This window comes from Rhodococcus sp. SJ-2 (genome assembly GCF_053750035.1).
Genome location: NZ_CM132340.1, coordinates 345,047 through 364,989, shown reverse-complemented (window position 1 = coordinate 364,989; position 19,943 = coordinate 345,047). Strand labels below are relative to the sequence as shown.

General features: G+C 65.5%; 2 protein-coding genes. Both read left to right on the top strand.

Annotated elements, in window-relative coordinates; translation table 11 throughout:
• The first annotated feature begins 75 nt into the window (after positions 1-75).
• The gene (locus ACSYG9_RS01855; RefSeq protein ID WP_454840941.1) at positions 76-5,949 is read left to right on the top strand and encodes an amino acid adenylation domain-containing protein; all 5,874 of its coding nucleotides are present in this window, start codon (positions 76-78) and stop codon (positions 5,947-5,949) included.
• A gap of 226 nt (positions 5,950-6,175) precedes the next feature.
• Positions 6,176-19,816 carry an amino acid adenylation domain-containing protein gene (locus tag ACSYG9_RS01850; RefSeq protein ID WP_454840939.1) on the top strand — a complete coding sequence of 4,547 codons (13,641 nt, stop codon included), beginning with the start codon at positions 6,176-6,178 and terminating at the stop codon, positions 19,814-19,816.
• Positions 19,817-19,943 lie beyond the last annotated feature (127 nt).

Here is a 19,943-nt window from a genome sequence, read left to right as displayed (position 1 = left end):
AGCACTCGGCCCGCGGGTATCGCCGAACGTGCTGCCCACGACCGCATTCCGCCCCGATGTGAAACGGGGAGTGGTATGGCGATCGAGGTCATCGAGTCCGGGGATATACATACGAGCAGTACGGGACGTGAGGTGATCCGCCGGAACGGTCGTTCCGGGCGAACCAGGCGCCATGCCCCCATTCCCCTGCTACCCCATCTGCTCGCCGCGGCAGTGGAGCGTGATCCCGACGCGCCCGCAATTGTGTCCGACGGCAAGGTCCTCACGTATCGCGAGCTCGATGCCGCATCGTCGACATTGGCGCGGTTGCTGCTCGGTCGCGGTGTCGGGCCGGAAGACCGCGTTGCGATCCTGATGGCTCGCTCGCTCGAGTCGATTCTTGCAACGTGGGCAGTAGTCAAGACCGGTGCGGCATTCGTGCCGGTCGACCCGACCTACCCTGCCGACCGAATCGAATACATGCTCGCCGACTCCGCGTCCGCTCTCGTGTTGACCCTGTCGGCTCATGCCGAATCGGTGAGGACCGATGCCGATGTGGTTGTCGTCGACGCGTCCGAGACCGAATCGGCGCTTGCGGTACTGCCGTCGGACCCTGTGATGTTCGACGAGCGGGTTCGGATGTTGCGGCTCGAGCATCCGGCCTACATCATCTACACCTCGGGATCCACAGGTAAGCCCAAGGGCGTCGTGGTGTCGCATACGGGGCTGGCGAACCTCTGTGCTGAGCAAGTGGAGCGCTACGGGGTGGGTCCGGGTGCGCGGACGTTGCACTTCGCGTCTCCGAGTTTCGATGCATCGGTGTTGGAATTGCTGTTGGCGGTGGGTGAATCGTCGACGATGGTCGTCGCGCCGACAACTGTGTTCGGCGGTGTCGAACTGGCGGAGCTTATTGTTCGACAAGGGGTCACCCACGCGTTCGTCACGCCGGCTGCGTTGGCCTCGATGGATCCCGCGGGGTTGGACGTGCTGGAATGTGTGGTCGTAGGAGGGGAGGCGTGTCCACCCGATCTTGTTGCGCGGTGGGCACGGAGTCGCCGGTTCTTCAATGCGTACGGCCCGACCGAGGTGACAGTCGCGATCACCATCTCCGATCCGTTGACGCCGGGCGAGGACGTGACGATCGGCGCGCCGATCCGCAATTCGGCGGGGCACGTGCTGGATTCGCGGTTGAATCCGGTTCCGGTCGGCGTAGCGGGTGAGTTGTATCTGTCAGGCCCGGGGATGGCGCGGGGATATCACGGTCGTCCTGGACTGACGGCATCACGATTCGTAGCGGCGGCGGGTGGTGCGCGGACATACCGGACCGGGGACCTGGTGCGCGGCCCGCGAGATGCTCGGCCGGGGTTCGTATATGTGGGGCGCAACGATTTTCAGGTGAAGGTGCGCGGATTCCGTATCGAGTTGGGTGAGATCGATGCGGTGCTGTCGTCGTTGCAGGGAGTGGATTTCGCGGTGACGTCGGGGTACTCGACTCCAGCCGGCGAAACCCGATTGGTGTCGTATGTGCACGGCATCGACCTCTCGCTCGATGTTCGTGAACTCGCCGAGCGTGCGGCAGAGCTCCTGCCGACGTACATGGTTCCCTCGGTGATAGTGCCCCTCGACCGGATTCCGCTCACTCCGTCCGGCAAGCTCGACCGCTCGGCGCTTCCCGAGCCCGATCTGATGGTCACCGAGTACAGGGCGCCGCAGTCGGCGACGGAAGTCGCGGTCGCGGCGGTGTTCGCGGATGCGCTCGGGGTTGCACAGGTCGGTCTCGACGACGACTTCTTCGACCTCGGCGGAAACTCACTGCTCGCGACGCGCGTGGTGGGTCACCTCCGCTCGGTGCTCGGCACCACCGTCACCGCCGCCGCATTGTTCGATGCTCCGACGGCGGGGTCGCTCGCCGCGCGTGTGGATGTGTTGCCGTCTGCTGGGCCGTCGCTGCTCGCCCCGCGAACTCGTCCCGATCACCTACCTCTGTCCTACGCTCAGCAACGCATGTGGTTCCTCAACCGACTCGAACCACAGTCTCCGCTCTACAACGTTCCGCTCGCGGTACGGCTCACCGGACATCTCGACGTAGCGGCGATGCGCGCTGCGCTCGCCGACATCGTTGCGAGGCACGAGACGCTGCGTACGGTCTATCCCGAGAACGACGGTGTCGGTGAGCAGCGGATCCTCGAGTGGGGCGCTCTGGAATTCGATGTGGCGGTCGAGGACGTTGAGGTGGAGGACCTTCCACAGAAGCTCGGCGAACTCGCAGGCGGAGCATTCGACGTCACGACTCAGGTTCCCGTGCGCGCACGCATTCTCGCGACCGGACCGAGCGAACACGTCCTCGCCCTGGTGATGCACCACATCGCCGGCGACGGTTCGTCGCTGGCGCCGCTCGTGCGCGACCTCGTTTCCGCATATACCGCACGCAGCAGCGGCACTCGGCCGGACTGGGCCCCGATGCCGGTCCAGTACGCGGACTACACCCTCTGGCAGCGTGAGCTTCTCGGATCCGACGAGGACCCACGGTCTGTCGCAGGCAGACAACGTGCCTTCTGGACCGAGACCCTGGAGGGAATCCCCGGAACCCTGGAGCTCTGCACTGATCGCCCGCGTCCTGCGATCCTCGGTTCTGCCGGCGACCGGGTGCGTGCCATGCTCGACCCCGAGATGTACCGGAAGATCTCGGAACTGGCGCGTCGAGGCGGTGCGACTCCGTTCATGGTCATGCACGCGGCCCTCGCGATCCTCCTTGCGCGACTGTCCGACACTGCCGATGTGGTGGTCGGAACTCCGGTGTCCGGGCGATCTGTACCCGAACTCGACGATGTCGTCGGGATGTTCGTCAACATGCTCGCGCTCCGCACACCGGTGGATCTCGGCGACACATTCAGCGAACTGCTCGACCAGGTGCGGACATCGGATCTCGCCGCATTCGACAACGCCGACATCCCGTTCGAACGACTCGTCGAGGTGCTCGATCCCGTTCGATCGCCCGCGCAGCATCCCGTGTTCCAGGTCGGATTCTCGTACCAGAACTTCACCGTCGATTCACTCGCCCTGCCGGGGCTGAAGGTCGAGCAGCTCGAAGCCGCATCGACGTCCGTCCGGTTCGATCTGCACGTGACCGTCGTCGACCACGGCGCCGGCGGAGGGCAGGGCGGGTTCGGTATCGAATTCGGCTTTGCCACAGAATTGTTCGATCGTCCGTCGGTTCAGCGGATGCTCGACCGTTATGTGCGCATCCTCGCTGCAGTGGTCGACGAGGCATCGGTTCCGGTCGGCGACATCGACCTGCACGATCCGCAGGAACTCGAAGCCATGCTGCAGGCATGGGAAGCCGAGCAGCGTGCCGTCGGTCCCGGACGGACATTGGCCGACCTGTTCGACGATCAGGCACGCGCGACACCGGACGCGGTGGCCCTTGTCGAGGGAGCCGACACGATCACCTACGGGGATTTCGCGGCACGCGTGAACCGGCTGGCGCGGCTTCTCATCGATCGCGGAGTCGGACCGGAGACAGTAGTGGCTCTCGCCATGCGACGTTCGACCGATCTGGTCGTCGCGATGTACGCGGTGGCCGAGGCGGGTGGAGCGTATCTGCCACTGGACCCCGACCATCCGGCCGAACGCATCGAGTACATCCTCGACACGGCGTCCCCGGTGGGTGTTCTCACGACCTCTCGGGATCGGATCGCCCTACCGGCCGTCCCCTTCGTTCTGGAGCTGGATCGTCTCGATCTCGATCCATACGACGGCCGGCCGATCCGAAACTCCGACCGGCTCGCACCCCTGTGCTCCGACAACGCTGCCTACGTCATCTTCACCTCCGGCTCCACCGGCCGCCCCAAGGGCGTCGTGGTGTCCCACGGCGCGATCGTCAACCAGCTCGTCTGGAAGCGTGAACATTTCGCCCTCACTCCGTCCGATGCGGTCCTGCTCAAGACCGCGGCGACGTTCGACCTGTCGGTGTGGGAATTCTGGTCGGCGCTCACGTCAGGCGCACGGCTCGTGATCGCGGCACCCGACGGACATCGCGACCCCGCCTACCTCAACGATCTGATTCGGCGTGAACACGTCACTACCTTGCACGTGGTTCCGTCGATGCTCGACGCACTGCTCGACGATGCCGGCGGTGAGTTGCCCGACACGCTTCGCCGGGTCCTGGCGATCGGCGAAGCGCTGCCGATCGATACCGCCGAGCGGGCCCTCGCTCGGTCCGACGCCGGACTGGTCAATCTCTACGGCCCGACGGAGGCTGCGGTCTCGGTGACTGCCCACGAGGTTCTCGAGCTGCCTTCGACGTCTGTGCCGATCGGCGAGCCCGTATCGAACACTCAGGTGTTCGTCCTCGACGAACGGCTCCACCCGGTGCCGCCGGGGGTGCCGGGCGAGCTGTACCTCGCCGGCACTCAGCTTGCCCGTGGCTACCTCGGACGGCCCGGCTTGACCACCGAACGTTTTGTCGCGAATCCGTTCGGTGAGCCGGGGTCCCGGCTGTACCGAACGGGTGACATCGTGCGGTGGCGGCCGCACTACGAGAACGGCTCCGGCACCCTCGAATACCTCGAACGTGCGGATTTCCAAGTCAAGGTTCGGGGATTCCGCATCGAACTCGGTGAGATCGAGGTCGCCCTGCGTTCGCTGCCCCAGGTACGTGAAGCCGTCGCGTCGGTACAGCCGGGGGCCTCCGCGCAGTCCGGCGACCGCATCGTCGCATTCGTCGTACCCGCCGGGAACCAGCTGGATATTCCCGCGATGCGCTCGGAACTCACCCGGATACTGCCGTCCTACATGATTCCGCAGGGTTTCGTGACGCTGGACACGGTGCCCTTGAACATCAACGGCAAGGTCGACAGAAAGGCACTCCCGGAACCTGAGGTGGCCCCGCGCGCATACCGAGCACCGCGTACCACGACCGAGACTGCCGTCGCCGCTGCCTTCGCAGACGTGCTCGACACACCAGGGAAGGTCGGCCTCGACGACGACTTCTTCGACATCGGTGGCACATCGCTCAGCGCGGTGAAAGTGGTCGCGCGCGTGCGCGAGTACCTGTTCGCCGAGGTACCGCTGCCGTGGCTGTTCCTGCATCCCACAGTGGAGCAGCTGGCCGCCCGCGTCGACGCCGAGACGGTCGGCGCCGGCACAGATGCCACCGGCCCATTCGACGCCGTACTTCCGTTCAAGACAGGAGGGACAGGCACGCCGGTCTTCTGCTTCCATCCCGTGACCGGCCTGTCCTGGAGCTTCGCGGGTCTTGCCCGTCACCTGGGCGAGAACCGCCCGGTCTACGGCCTGCAGTCGCCCGCACTGAGGGAGGGCGCCGACCTGCCTGCAGACATCGAATCCTGGGCAGACGAATATGTACGGAGCATCCGCACCATCGCACCGCACGGTCCCTACCACCTGGTGGGATGGTCGATGGGTGGGGTGCTCGCCCACGCCGTCGCCGTCGCGCTGCAACGTGAGGGCGAACAGATCTCGACTCTCGCCGTGCTCGACACCTATCCCGCAGACGCCGAGATCGAGACGAAGACGGGTGGGCAGGAGCCGACGCCGACCGTAGGTGACATGTTCGGCGACAGCATCGCCGATCGGCCGATGAACGGAACGCCCGTCGGGTCGATGTCGATTGCAGACCTCACACCCGAAGCCGCATCGGACCTGGCCGCATCTTTACCTGGACCACTGGGGGATCTCACCCCCCGGCGCATCGAGCAGATGTTCGACGGAGTGCGCCACTCTTACGACGTGCTGGCCTCACATCGGCCCAGCGAGTTCGACGGTGATCTGCTGATCTTCGTCGCAGGTGACGATCGGGGCGCGTCGGCCGCTGAGAGCTGGCACCACCATGTGAGCGGAGTGGTGGTCGCGGAGGTGGTCCCGGCGACACATTGGCAGATGCTCTCGCGAGATGCCGTGGATCACATCGGTCCGGTGCTCGGCCGCTGGCTGACGGGACGTTCCTGACCAGCGACAACTGAACAGCTCCTGAGGTGGGGTGGTCCGCAACCTGGGTCACCCCACCTTGCTGTGCCCGACTCGCCCGTAACGTGAGGAATCGTGCCCCGATGGTCTAATGGGGCTCGATACCGTCCGGTAGCCCGCCGGACCGGACATGGACGTAGGTGCGAGGAAAACAGTGGTGAGTGACGCCTGGCGTGAGCACGGGACGGAGCAAGGGGACAATACACGGATGAATCTCGATGATCCCCGTGGCGAGCGCCCGTCGGCTTCCGGACGCGTCCGCACCCGTCAGCGCCCGACGCGGCGTCGCGAACCTCGCGCGCTCCTGCTCCCGCAGCTGCTCGCCGCTGCGGTGGAACGCGATCCGTCGGCCACCGCGCTCGTACACGAGGATCGCTCGCTGACCTACGCGGAGATCGACGAGGCGTCCTCGAGGCTCGCCCGGCTGCTGATCGGGCAGGGCGTCGGACCGGAGGACGTGGTCGCGCTCGCGTTCGTTCGTTCGCTCGAGTCGGTCGTCGCGACCTGGGCCGTCGCCAAAACCGGTGCCGCTTTTGTGCCCGTCGACCCCAACTACCCTGCCGACCGGGTCGAGCACATGACTGTGGATTCCGGCGCGGTCCTCGGACTGACCCTCTCCGACACAGCACCGACCTTGCCGATGACGGCGCATTGGATTGCGCTCGACGATCCTGCCACGGTGGCGGAACTGTCGGGCCTTCCTGCCGAGCCTGTGTCGTTCGACGAGCGTGTCCGGGCATTGCGACTCGAGAATACGGCGTATGTGATCTATACGTCCGGGTCGACGGGGAAGCCCAAAGGTGTGGTGGTGTCACATTCGGGTTTGGCGAATTTCTGTGCTGAGCAGGTGGAACGGTACGGATTGGGCCCGGAATCCCGGACGTTGCATTTCGCGTCGCCGAGTTTCGATGCATCGATGATGGAACTGCTGCTTGCGGTGGGTGCATCGTCGACGATGGTGGTGGCGCCGACCTCGGTGTACGGCGGGGTGGAATTTGCAGATCTTATTGTGCGTCATGGAGTTACCCATGCCTTCGTGACGCCGGCTGCATTGGCGTCGGTGGATCCACAGGGGTTGGGCGTACTCGAGTGTGTGGCCGTCGGTGGGGAAGCGTGTCCGCCGGAACTGGTAGCGCGGTGGGCGCCGGGTCGCCGGTTCTTCAATGTGTACGGTCCCACCGAGACGACGATCGTGATCACGATGTCGGATCCGCTCATGCCTGGTGAGCAGGTGACGATCGGCGCGCCGATTCGGAAGTCGGTCGGTCACGTGTTGGATTCGCGGTTGCATCCGGTTCCGGTGGGTGTGGCGGGTGAGTTGTATCTGTCGGGTCCGGGTGTGGCGCGTGGGTATCACGGTCGTGCGGGTTTGACGGCGTCGCGGTTCGTGGCGGCCCCGGGCGGTGCTCGGATGTATCGGACCGGGGATGTGGTGCGGGGTCCACGGGATGAGCGGTCGGGGATCGTGTATGTGGGGCGCAACGATTTTCAGGTTAAGGTGCGTGGTTTCCGTATCGAGTTGGGTGAGATCGATGCGGCGTTGTCGTCGTGTGCAGGGGTGGATTTTGCGGTGACGGTGGGGCATTCGACTGCGGCTGGTGAGACACAGCTGGTGTCGTATGTACATGGCGCCGCGGGAACGCGTCTCGATGTTCGCGCAATCTCCCGCGAGGTATCCGAACATCTTCCCTCGCATATGGTTCCGTCCGTCATTGTCGAGCTAGAGGCCATTCCGCTGTCACCCACTGGGAAGCTCGACCGCGACGCACTGCCCGATCCTGGGCCGGTGGTCACCGAGTTCCGGGCGCCGCAGTCGGCAACGGAAGTTGCGGTCGCTGCGGTGTTCGCAGATGTGCTCGGTGTCGAGCGGGTGGGTCTGGACGACGATTTCTTCGATCTCGGAGGAAACTCCCTCGTCGCGACCAGGGTCGCCGCTCGGCTCGGTGAGCGTCTCGACACGCGCGTGCCCGCTCGTCTGGTCTTCGAGGGCTCGACCGTGGCGGAACTTGCCGCGTCGATCGACGCGCTTACCGGTGATACCGCAAGGACACCCCTTGTGGCCGGGCTGCGACCCGATCCGATCCCGCTGTCGCCCGCGCAACAGCGGATCTGGTTCCTCAACCGCTTCGATACGGCCTCGGCCGCCGACAACATCCCCGTGGCCCTGCGACTGAGGGGCAGACTCGACATCTCGGCGCTTCGCGCGGCCGTCCACGACGTGATCGAACGACACGAATCACTGCGCACCGTCTACCCGGATCGCGACGGTGTGGGTTGTCAGTTGATTCTCGATGCAGCTCGGGTCGCGCCTGCCGTCGAGGCCGAGTTCGTGGATTCTGCCGCGGTACCCGATCGTGTCGTCCGCGCTGTCACCACCGGGTTCGACGTCGCCCGAGAAGTACCGCTTCGCGTGGAACTGCTGCAGGTGACCGACGACGAACATGTCCTGGTGCTCGTCGTGCATCACATCGCGGCCGATGGCGCTTCTACCGGTCCGTTCGTACGCGACCTCGCCGCCGCATACTTCGCTCGCGCTGCGGGGCAGGCCCCCGGATGGTCACCACTCGAGGTGCAGTACGCCGATTACACGCTGTGGCAGCGAGCGGTCCTCGGCCACGAGTCGGACCGCGACTCGGTCGCAGCACGGGAGATCGAATTCTGGACGAGAGCCCTCGATGAACTGCCCGACCGCCTCGACCTGCCGACCGACCGGCCGCGTCCGGGCGAGCCCTCCGGGCACGGTGGCTCCGTGGTGTTCGAACTCGACACCTCCCTGCACGCGGCGGTCGCGGAGATCGGGCAGGCAACGGGGTGCTCACCCTTCATGGTCGTGCATGCTGCGTTCGCAGCGCTGCTCGCGCGGTTGTCGTCGACCACGGACATCGCGATCGGAACCCCTGTAGCCGGTCGAGGTGAACAAGCCCTCGACGACCTCATCGGCATGTTCGTGAACACTCTCGTGCTGCGCACTGCTGTCGCACCGGGCGATACGTTCGCCGAGCTGCTCGATCGAGTACGCACCGGTGATATCGACGCGTTCGCGCACGCCGAGTTGCCTTTCGAGCGGCTGGTCGAGGTCCTCGACCCTGTGCGCTCGACCGGGCACCATCCGTTGTTTCAGGTGGCGCTGTTCTTTCAGAACATGGACCGGCCGGATTTGTCGTTGCCGGAGCTCGACATCGAGACCGTCGACCTCGGGGGTGCCGTTGCCAAGTTCGATCTCCAGCTGACCGTCACTCCCCGACTCGACGCCGGTAAACCGTGCGGAATGTCCGCGCAGTTCACATATGCCACCGACCTCTTCGATGAGAACACGGTGCGAGGCTTTGCGGACGGGCTGGTCGCGACGCTCGAGGCACTGGTGTCCGATCTCGACACCGTCGTCGGTGATGTCGACCTGCTCGCACCCGCCACCCGCCGAGCACTCGTCCACACTGTCAACGCCACCGAGCGCGCCGTGGACAGCGGAACGCTCCTCTCGGAATACCGCGCCCAGGTCCGCCGCACCCCGGATGCCCCCGCTGTCGTCTTCGGCGACGAGATGCTGACCTACGCGCAGTTCGACGCGCGGGTCAACCGGCTCGCACGGTATCTCATCGGCACGGGGGTAGGGCCGGAAGCGCTCGTCGCGATCGGTATCCGTCGTTCAGTGGATCTCGTGGTGGCGATCTACGCGGTGATCACCGCTGGGGGCGCGTATGTCCCACTCGATCCGGACCATCCCTCGGAGCGGATCGGGCACATTCTCGACACGGCGCAGCCGGTATGCGTGCTCACCACTGGCGCCGACGCTGCCGATCTGCCTCCGCACGCGAACACCGTCGAGGTCGACACCCTCGAATTGGATTCTTATGCAGTGCAATCAGTTCAGGATGGCGAACTCGGAGGGCCGATTCGGCCGGGCACCCCCGCGTACGTGATCTTCACATCCGGCTCGACCGGACGCCCCAAGGGCGTCGCTGTGTCGCACGAGGCGATCGTCAACCAGGTCGCCTGGATGGTCCATGAATACGCCATCGGTGCAGACGATGTGTACCTGCAGAAAACCGCCACCACCTTCGACGTGTCGCTGTGGGGGTGGTTCCTGCCGCTGCGCAGCGGTGCCCGCCTGATCGTCGCCGACCACGACGGGCACCGCGACCCGGCGTACGTCGCCGACATGATCGATCGCCACCGTGTGACCCTCACGGATTTCGTGCCATCGATGCTCACCGTGTTCGCCGCGCAGGCTCCGGCCGGGAGCTGCGCCGATCTACGCCACGTGTTCGTCATCGGTGAGGCGCTCCCACCGGAGACTGTCGCCGCCTTCCGTCGTCTCGGCACGAGTGCCGCTGTGCACAATCTGTACGGTCCCACCGAAGCTGCAGTCTCGGCGACGTACCGACCGGCCAACGACGCGACTGGGGTCGTTCCCATCGGAATACCTGAATGGAACGTGCAGGTGTACGTCCTCGACGCGCGTCTGCAGCCGGTGGGACTCGGTACACCGGGCGAGCTCTACCTCGGGGGCGTCCAGCTCGCGCGCGGATACGTCCGCCGACCGGACCTGACCTCCGACCGGTTTGTCGCAAACCCGCTCGGGCAGGCAGGTGAGCGGATGTACCGCACGGGCGACCTCGTTCGATGGATCCGCACCGGCAGCGACACCGTCGTGCTCGACTACTTGGGTCGAAGTGACTTCCAGGTCAAATTCCGTGGACAGCGGATCGAACTCGGCGAGATCGAGACCGCGTTGCTCGCCCACCCCGGAATCACCCAAGCTGTCGCACTCGTGACGTCCACGTCGACCGGCGACCAGCTCGTCGCCTACGTGGTCGGCGAGTCCGTCGATCGGCAGGCCCTCCTGGCCGCCGTGCGGGAGACCCTGCCGTCGTACATGGTGCCGTCGGCCACCGTCGTGCTCGATGCGTTCCCTCTCAACACGAGTGGCAAGCTTGACCGGAAAGCGCTGCCCGCACCTACTTTCGAATCGCGGGGGTTCCGCGCGGCACAAACCCCTGTCGAGGAGATCGTCGCCGGTGTCTTCGGCGATGTCCTCGGCGTCGATCGGGTGGGTCGCGACGACGACTTCTTCGACCTCGGAGGTAACTCGCTCGTGGCGACCCAGGTCGTGTCGCGCCTCGGCACTGCTCTGGGCACTCGTGTTCCGGTACGTGCATTGTTCGAGTATTCGGTCGTGGAAACCCTTGCTGCACATGTAGAGTCCATGTCCCACGACTTGCGCGTGGCACCCTTGGCAGCGCAAACCAGGCCGGAGCGGATCCCCTTGTCGCTGGCGCAGCAGCGGATGTGGTTCCTGAACCGGTTCGAGCCCGACTCGTCCGTGAACAACCTGCCACTCGCGATCCGCCTGCGCGGAGCGCTCGACGTCGACGCCCTGCGCGCCGCGGTCGCAGACCTCGTCCGACGACACGAGTCGCTGCGGACCGTCTACCCCGAATCGGACGGTATTGCACAGCAGGTGATCCTTCCCGCAGTGTCCGCCGTGCCGGACATCGTGGTGGTCGACGCCGACCATGCGGATGTGTCGCGACACGTCGAGGCGGCAGTGACAGAAGGTTTCGATGTCACTGAGCAGGTGCCGCTGCGCATCTGTCTGCTGCGTCTCGGTCACGACGAGCACGTGCTCGTCGTGGTACTGCACCACATCAGCGGCGACGGATTCTCGATGGGGCCGCTCGCCCGGGACGTCATGCTCGCCTACACCTCGCGTGTGGACGGCCATGAGCCCGACTGGTCACCGATGCCGGTGCAGTACGCGGACTACACGCTGTGGCAGCGCGACGTCCTCGGATCCGAATCGGATCCTGAGTCGCCGATCTCTCGGCAGCTCGCCTACTGGCGGGAGAGGCTGAAGGGAATCCCCGACCAGCTGGACCTGCCCGCGGATCGACCCCGTCCCGCGGTCACGTCGTACCGCGGAGCGAACACCGCATTCGAAATCGACGCGTCGACCCACACAGCCCTCGAACGACTTGCCCGCACAAGGGGAACGACGCTGTTCATGGTCGTGCACAGTGCACTGGCGGCGCTGCTGGCCCGGCTGTCCGGTACGGGAGACATCGTCGTCGGCTCGCCCATCGCGGGCCGCGGTGAACAGCTGCTCGACGACATGATCGGGATGTTCGTCAACACACTGGTGCTGCGCACCGAGGTGAACCCATCCGACACCTTCGGCGATCTGCTCGCCCGCGTCCGCGAAACCGACCTCGGCGCATTCGGGCATGCGGACCTACCGTTCGAGCGCCTCGTCGAGGCACTCGATCCCGAACGTTCTCAGGCTCGGCATCCGCTCTTCCAGATCGCTCTGACGTTCCAGAATCTGGGGCATTCCCGTTTCGACCTTCCAGAGCTGGCCGTCGATCCTGTGGATTTCCCGATCACCGACGCCAAATTCGACCTGCAGGTCACCGTCGTCGAATCCTTCGGTCCGGACGGGGACCCAGGCGGAATGGCAGTGGCGCTCAACTACGCCACGGATCTGTTCGACGAGAGCACGATGAGCACATTCGGCGATCGACTCGGCCGGATGCTCAGCGCTGTCGCCGCCGACCCCGACGTGGTGATCGGCGACGTGCCGCTGCTCTCCGATGAACAACGCGCGATGCTGCTCGACGCGTGGAACGAGCCCGGTACTCGTGCAAGTGACCACACGCTCGTACAGCGCTTCGTCGATCAGGCGACGCTCACTCCCGACGCAATTGCCGTGACGTTCGGTGATCGCCACCTGACGTACCGCGAACTTGCCGCCCGCGTGAACCGGCTCGCACGTGTACTGATCGATCAGGGTGTCGGACCTGACTCCCTGGTCGCGGTCGCGATGACCCGCTCCGACGACCTCGTGGTCGCGCTGCTGGCGGTGCAGCAGGCCGGCGGCGGATATCTGCCTATCGACCTCACCTATCCGGCCGAGCGCTTGGAGTTCATGCTCGCCGATGCGTCACCGGTCGTCGTACTCGTCTCGGGCGCCCACGACGAACTGCCCAGCACTGGTATACCCGTAATCGACCTCGACGAGACAGATCTGTCGACGCACAGCGATGCACCCGTGAGCGACGAGGAACGCACCGCACCGTTGCGCAGCGACAACCTCGCCTACGTCATCTACACTTCCGGATCCACCGGGCGCCCCAAAGGGGTGCAGGTTCCGCACCGGACGGTCCTCGAGTTGTTCGAGAACACCCGAGGAGCCTTCGAATTCGACGGCGACGACGTGTGGACCCTGTTCCACTCGTACGCTTTCGACTTCTCGGTGTGGGAATTGTGGGGCCCGCTGCTCCACGGTGGCAGGCTCGTCGTGGTCGACCACTTCACGTCCCGATCGCCGGACGACTTCCGTTCCCTCCTCATGCGGGAGCAGGTAACGGTCCTCAACCAGACACCGTCGGCGTTCTATCAACTTGCCGAGGCCGATCGTGTTGCGCAGGCCCAGGGCACGGGCCGACTCGCGCTGCGGTACGTCGTTTTCGGCGGTGAGGCCCTCGACCTCCGCCGCCTGACCGACTGGTACGGCAGGCATGCCGACGATGCGCCGCGCCTTGTGAACATGTATGGCATCACCGAGACCACGGTGCATGTCTCCCGCCTCGAACTGTCGTCGGCCGACAGTGAGAGCACAGCGAGCCTCGTGGGCCGTGCAATCCCCGGACTCGGCGTGTACGTCCTGGATCCGCGACTGCAACCGGTGCCTGTCGGGGTCCCCGGTGAAATGTACGTTCGCGGTGATCAGCTCACTCGCGGGTATCTCGGCCGCGGTGCGTTGACCTCGGGACGATTCGTCGCCGACCCGTTCGGCTCGTCGGGAACCCGCATGTACCGAACCGGCGACATCGCGCGCTGGTCGGCCTCCGGGCAACTCGAATACGTCGGACGCAGTGACTCGCAGGTGCAGCTGCGCGGTTTCCGTGTCGAACTCGGGGAGATCGAGGCCGCCCTGACCTCAGTCGACGGTGTTGCGCATGCGGTCGCTGTGGTGCGGACCGACTCGCACACCGGCGACAAACTCGTCGGATACGTCGTCCCGCGCGCAGGCGCCGGGGTTGTGCCTGTCGAAGTGCTCGAGGAGGTCGGGCAGTTCCTGACCGGCTATATGGTGCCCGACGCGATCGTCATCCTCGATGCGTTGCCACTCACCCCGAACGGCAAACTCGACAAGAAAGCGCTCCCCGCGCCGGTGTTTGTCGGCGACAAGAAATTCCGTGCGCCCTCGACACCGGCGGAGGTGACGATCGCGGAGGTCTTCGCCGATGTGCTCGGCATCGACGAGGTCGGTGTCGACGACTCGTTCTTCGCGCTCGGAGGCGACAGCATCGTGTCGATCCAGTTGGTCTCGCGCGCCAAGGCGCTCGGTATCGTGTTCACGCCCCGGGAGGTCTTCGAGCAGCGCACCGTGGCCGGACTTGCCGAGGTGGCGCGGATCGGGACCGACGCGGTGCCGTCGCTACCCGAACTCGACGGGGGAGGGGTCGGCGAGATCCCGCTCACTCCGATCTTGCGATACATGGTTGAGCGCGGCGGCTCCTTCGACCGTTACACCCAGACAATCGCGCTCGAGTTGCCCGAGAACATCGCGCGACGGGATGTGGTCGCGACCATCGCCGCTGTCGTCGATCGGCACGATATTCTGCGGGCATCGTTGCGGTGCAACGATGCCCGCGAATGGGTGCTCTCGACAACCGCGCCAGGAACTGTCGATGTCGATTCTCTCGTGTCCCGTGTGGAGGTGTCCGCGGATGCGGACGACGCGCAGTGGCGCAGTATCGCGGCCGAGGAACTCGACACTGCCGAGGGGCGACTGGATCCGTCGCAGGGCATCGTCCTGCAGTTCGTCTGGCTCGACCCTGCGCCCGGAGCAGGCCGCAACGGACGGCTGATCGTTGTCGGACATCATCTCGTGGTCGACGGCGTGTCGTGGCGAATTCTGGTACCCGATTTCGTGACCGCGTGGGCACAGATCGATCACGGACAGCCTGTGGTGCTGCAATCGGTCGGAACGTCGTTCCGGACCTGGGCCGATGCCCTCGTTCGCAGCGCCGACAATCACGCAGCAGAATTGCCGCTGTGGACGTCGATCCTGACAGGACCCGATCCGCTGCTGGGTGCGCGTGCCTTCGATCCCACAGTCGATCTCGCGTCGACCGTCGAGAAAGTTCAGGTCAGAGTCGCAGCCGAGGTCACCGACACGCTGCTCACCACGCTGCCCGAGCTCTACCACGGCAGCGTCAACGATGTGTTGCTCACGGGGCTTGCGTTGGCGCTGGCCGGTTGGCGTCGCGACCGCGGCACCGACGAGTTGTCCGCGCTGATCGCACTTGAAGGGCACGGTCGCGAGGAAGATCTGGTCCTCGGGGCCGACCTCTCACGCACCGTCGGCTGGTTCACTGCCATGTTCCCGGTTCGACTCGACTTGCTCGGTATCGATCTCGATGACGCCGTCGACGGTGGTCCGGCTGCGGGCGCCGCGCTCAAACTCGTCAAGGAGCAATTGCGTGCTGTCCCCCACAAGGGGCTCGGTTACGGATTGCTCCGCTACTGCAACAACGACACGGGTGGGCAACTCGCGCAATTGCCGTCCGCCCAGGTCAGCTTCAACTACCTCGGACGCCTCGACGCCGGTGAGGTGTCGCAGGACCAGGCCGCGGAACTGGGCTGGCTTCCCGTCGGAGACCTCGGCGACCTGTCCGGCAGCAACGACAGTGACGCCCCCGCGCTCACCTCGGTGGATATCAACGCAGTGGTGATCGGCGGAGAGCTCGGCGCGAACCTCGGTTTTCCCTCCGGGCTGCTCGGCCGCGACGACGTCGAGGAACTCGGACAATGGTGGGTGCGCGCACTCGAAGCGCTCGCCACCCACGCGGCTCGCCCCGACGCAGGCGGTCGCACGCCGACCGATCTGCCTCTGGTCGACGTCACCCAACGCGACATCGCCGCCTGGGAAGCGGAGTACCCCAACGTTTCCGACGTCTGGCCGCTCGCACCGTTGCAATCCGGACTGCTCTACCACGCGCAGCTCGCCGAAGGGCAGTCCGATGTCTACAGCACCCAGGTGCTGATCCATCTCGCAGGACTTGTCGACCCTGCGCGACTTCGAGTCGCTGCCACTGCGCTCCTCGGCCGGCATCCCAACTTGCGGACCGCCTTCGTCGCTGCCGAGTCCGGTGAACCGGTTCAGGTCGTTGTCGACGATGTCGCACTGCCGTGGCGAGAGCTCGACCTCACCCGGCAGGGAACCTGCGCAGCCGATGCCGTCGAACTCGATGCGATGCTGCGTGCCGACCAGGACACGGCCTTCGATCTGTCGGCGCCGCCCCTGATCCGCTTCACGATGGTCCGGACCGGAGTCGACTCGTGGACACTCGCGGTCACGAGCCATCACATTCTCCTCGACGGCTGGTCCATGCCGTTGTTGATGAAGGACCTGCTTGTGCTCTACGCGACCTCGGGTGATGCTGCGGTACTGGGGCGGGTGCCGTCCTACCGCGGTTATCTCGAGTGGCTGAGTGGTCGTGACCATCGAGAATCGGTCGACGCGTGGGTTCGAGTGCTGGAAGGAGTCGACGAACCGACGCTGCTTGCAGGCACCGAGGCCGACGTCACCGGTGCAAGCTCGGCCGAGCACCACGTCGATCTCGGTCGCGAACGCAGCGATGCTCTGACGGACGTCGCAGCGAGGCTCGCTGTGACCGTCAACACTGTGTTGCAGGGAGCGTGGGCGACGCTCATCGGCCGCATGACGGGGCGAGAGGATGTCCTGTTCGGCACTACGGTGTCGGGTCGCCCCGCGGACCTTCCGGGCGTCGAATCGATGGTCGGGTTGTTCATCAATACGTTGCCCGTCCGCGTACGGCTGTCCGAGTCGGCCACGATCGAGGACCTACTCCAGCGCATCCAGATCGATCAGGCGTCGCTGCTCGACCACCACCATGTGGGCCTCGCCGAGATCCAGCAACAGACAGGTCTGGGAGCGCTGTTCGACACTCTGCTCGTGTACGAGTCGTATCCGGTGGATCGCAGCGGCATCGCAGACGCGGGATCGATCGACGGACTGGTCGTTGCGGGTGTGAATACTCGCGACGCCACGCACTATCCGCTGACCGTCGCCGTTACTTCCGAAGACACGGTTGCCCTCGGATTCAAGTATCGTAGTGACATTCTCGACGCCGACACCGTAACGGTGCTCGCCACCAGGTACCTGCGAATCCTCGACGGCATCATCGCCGATCCCGCGACGCGCATCGATGCCCTGCCGTACTTCGACGCTGCCGAGCTCGAAGGTCTGACTCACAGGCACGGCGGTGCGGCTGAATCGCCGGTTCCGCTCGGAGACTTTCTTGCGGCCGCCGCCGAGGGCAACCCCGACGGCATCGCTGCGGTCGACGACGGCCGCGAGTGGACCTACGCGGAGCTCGACGCGTTCTCTTCTCGATTGGCTCGGTTGCTGATCGGACGCGGGATGGGAACGGAAGATGTTGTGGCGCTTGGATTTACGCGTTCGATCGAGTCGATCGCTGCGGTGTGGGCGGTGGCGAAGACCGGTGCTGCGTACGTTCCGATCGATCCGAACTACCCTGCTGACCGAATTACGCACATGGTTTCGGACTCAGGGGCGGTGCTGGGTCTGACCGTGACGCCGCATCTCGTCGAACTGCCGGACGACGTCGAATGGATCGACCTGATGGCGCACGAGACCATCGCTCGGATGGACGCATGGCCGGGTGGTCCGATCACGGCGGACGAGCGCGTACGCCGTGTACGCGCTGACAACAGCGCGTACATCATCTACACGTCCGGCTCGACCGGGCTGCCCAAGGGAGTTGTCGTCACCCACTCCGGGCTGGCGAATTTCGCGGCCGAGCAACGCGATCGGTACACGCTGGGCGTCGACACCAGGGCGCTGCATTTCGCATCACCGAGCTTCGACGCGTCGGTTCTGGAGCTGTTGATGGCCTTCGCCTCAGGAGGGACGCTCGTGATTGCACCGCCGAACATCTACGGCGGTCGCGATCTCGCAGACTTCATCCGCACCGAAGGCGTCACACACGCGTTCATCACCCCGGCGGCGATCTCCTCGCTCGATCCTGAGGGACTCGACGAACTGCGTGTCCTCGTGGCAGGAGGGGAGATGGTGGCGCCCGAACTGGTGTCGCGCTGGGCGTCCGGGCGTGCATTCCACAACGGTTACGGTCCCACCGAAACCACGATCATGACCAACATCAGTGCACCGTTGACTCCCGGCGACGATGTGACGATCGGCGGACCGATCCGAGGCGTCGGTGCCGTCGTGCTCGACGCCCGGTTGAGACCCGCCCCGGTCGGAGTTGCCGGCGAGCTCTACGTGTCGGGGATACAACTGGCGCGTGGGTACCTGGGAAGAGCGGCGCTCACGTCCGACCGTTTCGTCGCCGACCCGTTCGGGTCGGGGACCCGGCTCTATCGGACCGGCGACCTGGTCCGCTGGACCGATTCCGGCGACCTCGCCTACGTGGGTCGATCGGACTTTCAGGTCAAGATCCGTGGGTTCCGAATCGAACTCGACGAGATCGATGCAGTGCTTCGGCGTGACGAAGCGGTGGACTTCTCGGTCACGATCGCCCGGACGTCCGAGGCAGGCACCGCGCGGCTCGTCTCCTACGTGACCTCGGTGCCCGGACGGGCTGTCGAAACGGAGGAACTCCTCCGTGCGGCTGCGCGCGCGCTGCCTCGGCACATGATTCCGGACGCGATTGTCGTCCTCGAGGGCGTACCACTGACTCCGGTGGGCAAACTCGATCGGGCGGCCCTGCCCGAACCTGCTACGTCGGTTCGGCCGTACCGCGCGCCGCGCACGAATCGTGAAGAGCTGGTCGCACGCGTGTTTGCGGACGCTCTCGAGATCGACCGGGTCGGACTGGACGACGACTTCTTCGACGTCGGGGGGAACTCCCTTATCGCGACCCAGGTGGTAGCACGGCTACGGGACGAGTCCGGCGTAGCCGTGCGTGTCCCCTGGCTCCTCGAGTCCCCCGTGGTGGAAGATCTCGCTGCTCGGCTCGGTGTCGACGGCGAAGCGGCCACGGGACCGGACGCTGCCCTCTCGGTGATCTTGCCGTTGCGTGCGGGTGACGCTGCGGGGACCGTGTTCTGTTTGCACCCTATGATCGGGCTCGCCTGGTCCTACGCACCGCTCGCGGCACGCCTGGACGGACGGGGCGCGGTGTACGGGATTCAGACCCCCGCGCTGACCGAACCCGATTTTGCCGGGGCGTCACTGGACGATCTCGCCCGCAGGTACGCCGACGAGATCGTCTCCACCGAGCCGCACGGACCGTACCGCCTGCTCGGCTGGTCTTTGGGCGGTGTGCTTGCGCATGCGGTGGCAGTCGAACTCCAGTCCCGCGGTCTGAGTGTGGACGAACTCGCGCTGATCGACAGCATCCCGCAGATCGACACCGACCGTTTCGAATCGGAGATCTCTGAGAACCTACGGACGCTCGGCGTGGAGGTGGATCCTGTGACGCTCGACGGGCAGCTTCCGCGCGCGGCGGCCGAAGCGCTTGTGGGCGCGATCCCGGCGGAGCTGATCGACCTCGATGTCGAGAGAGTGCAGCGGATCTTCGCTGCCGCGATGACGTCACCGGATCTGATCAACCGTCACGAACCCGCAGTGTTCGCCGGTGACGTGAAGTTCTTCAGTGCGGTTGCGGAGCACCCGACCGAAGCGGACGCCGCGGACCTGTGGGTGCCGTTCGTCACGGGACGTGTTCGTACCCGATTCGTGCCGGGAGGACACGGGGAGATGATGGAACCGCTCGCCCTCGACGTCATCGTGCCTGCTCTGGGCATTGGTCGTGTCGATCTTGATCCGCGGTGATCTCCAGGTAGGGTGTGCTCGCGCAGGACTGGCCGGTCGCGGGTGCGCGATCCACGGTAACGTGCATGCCTGACCTGTAGATATACGTATTGCTGCGCCGGTCGGTGCACCTCGGACGCATCCGAGG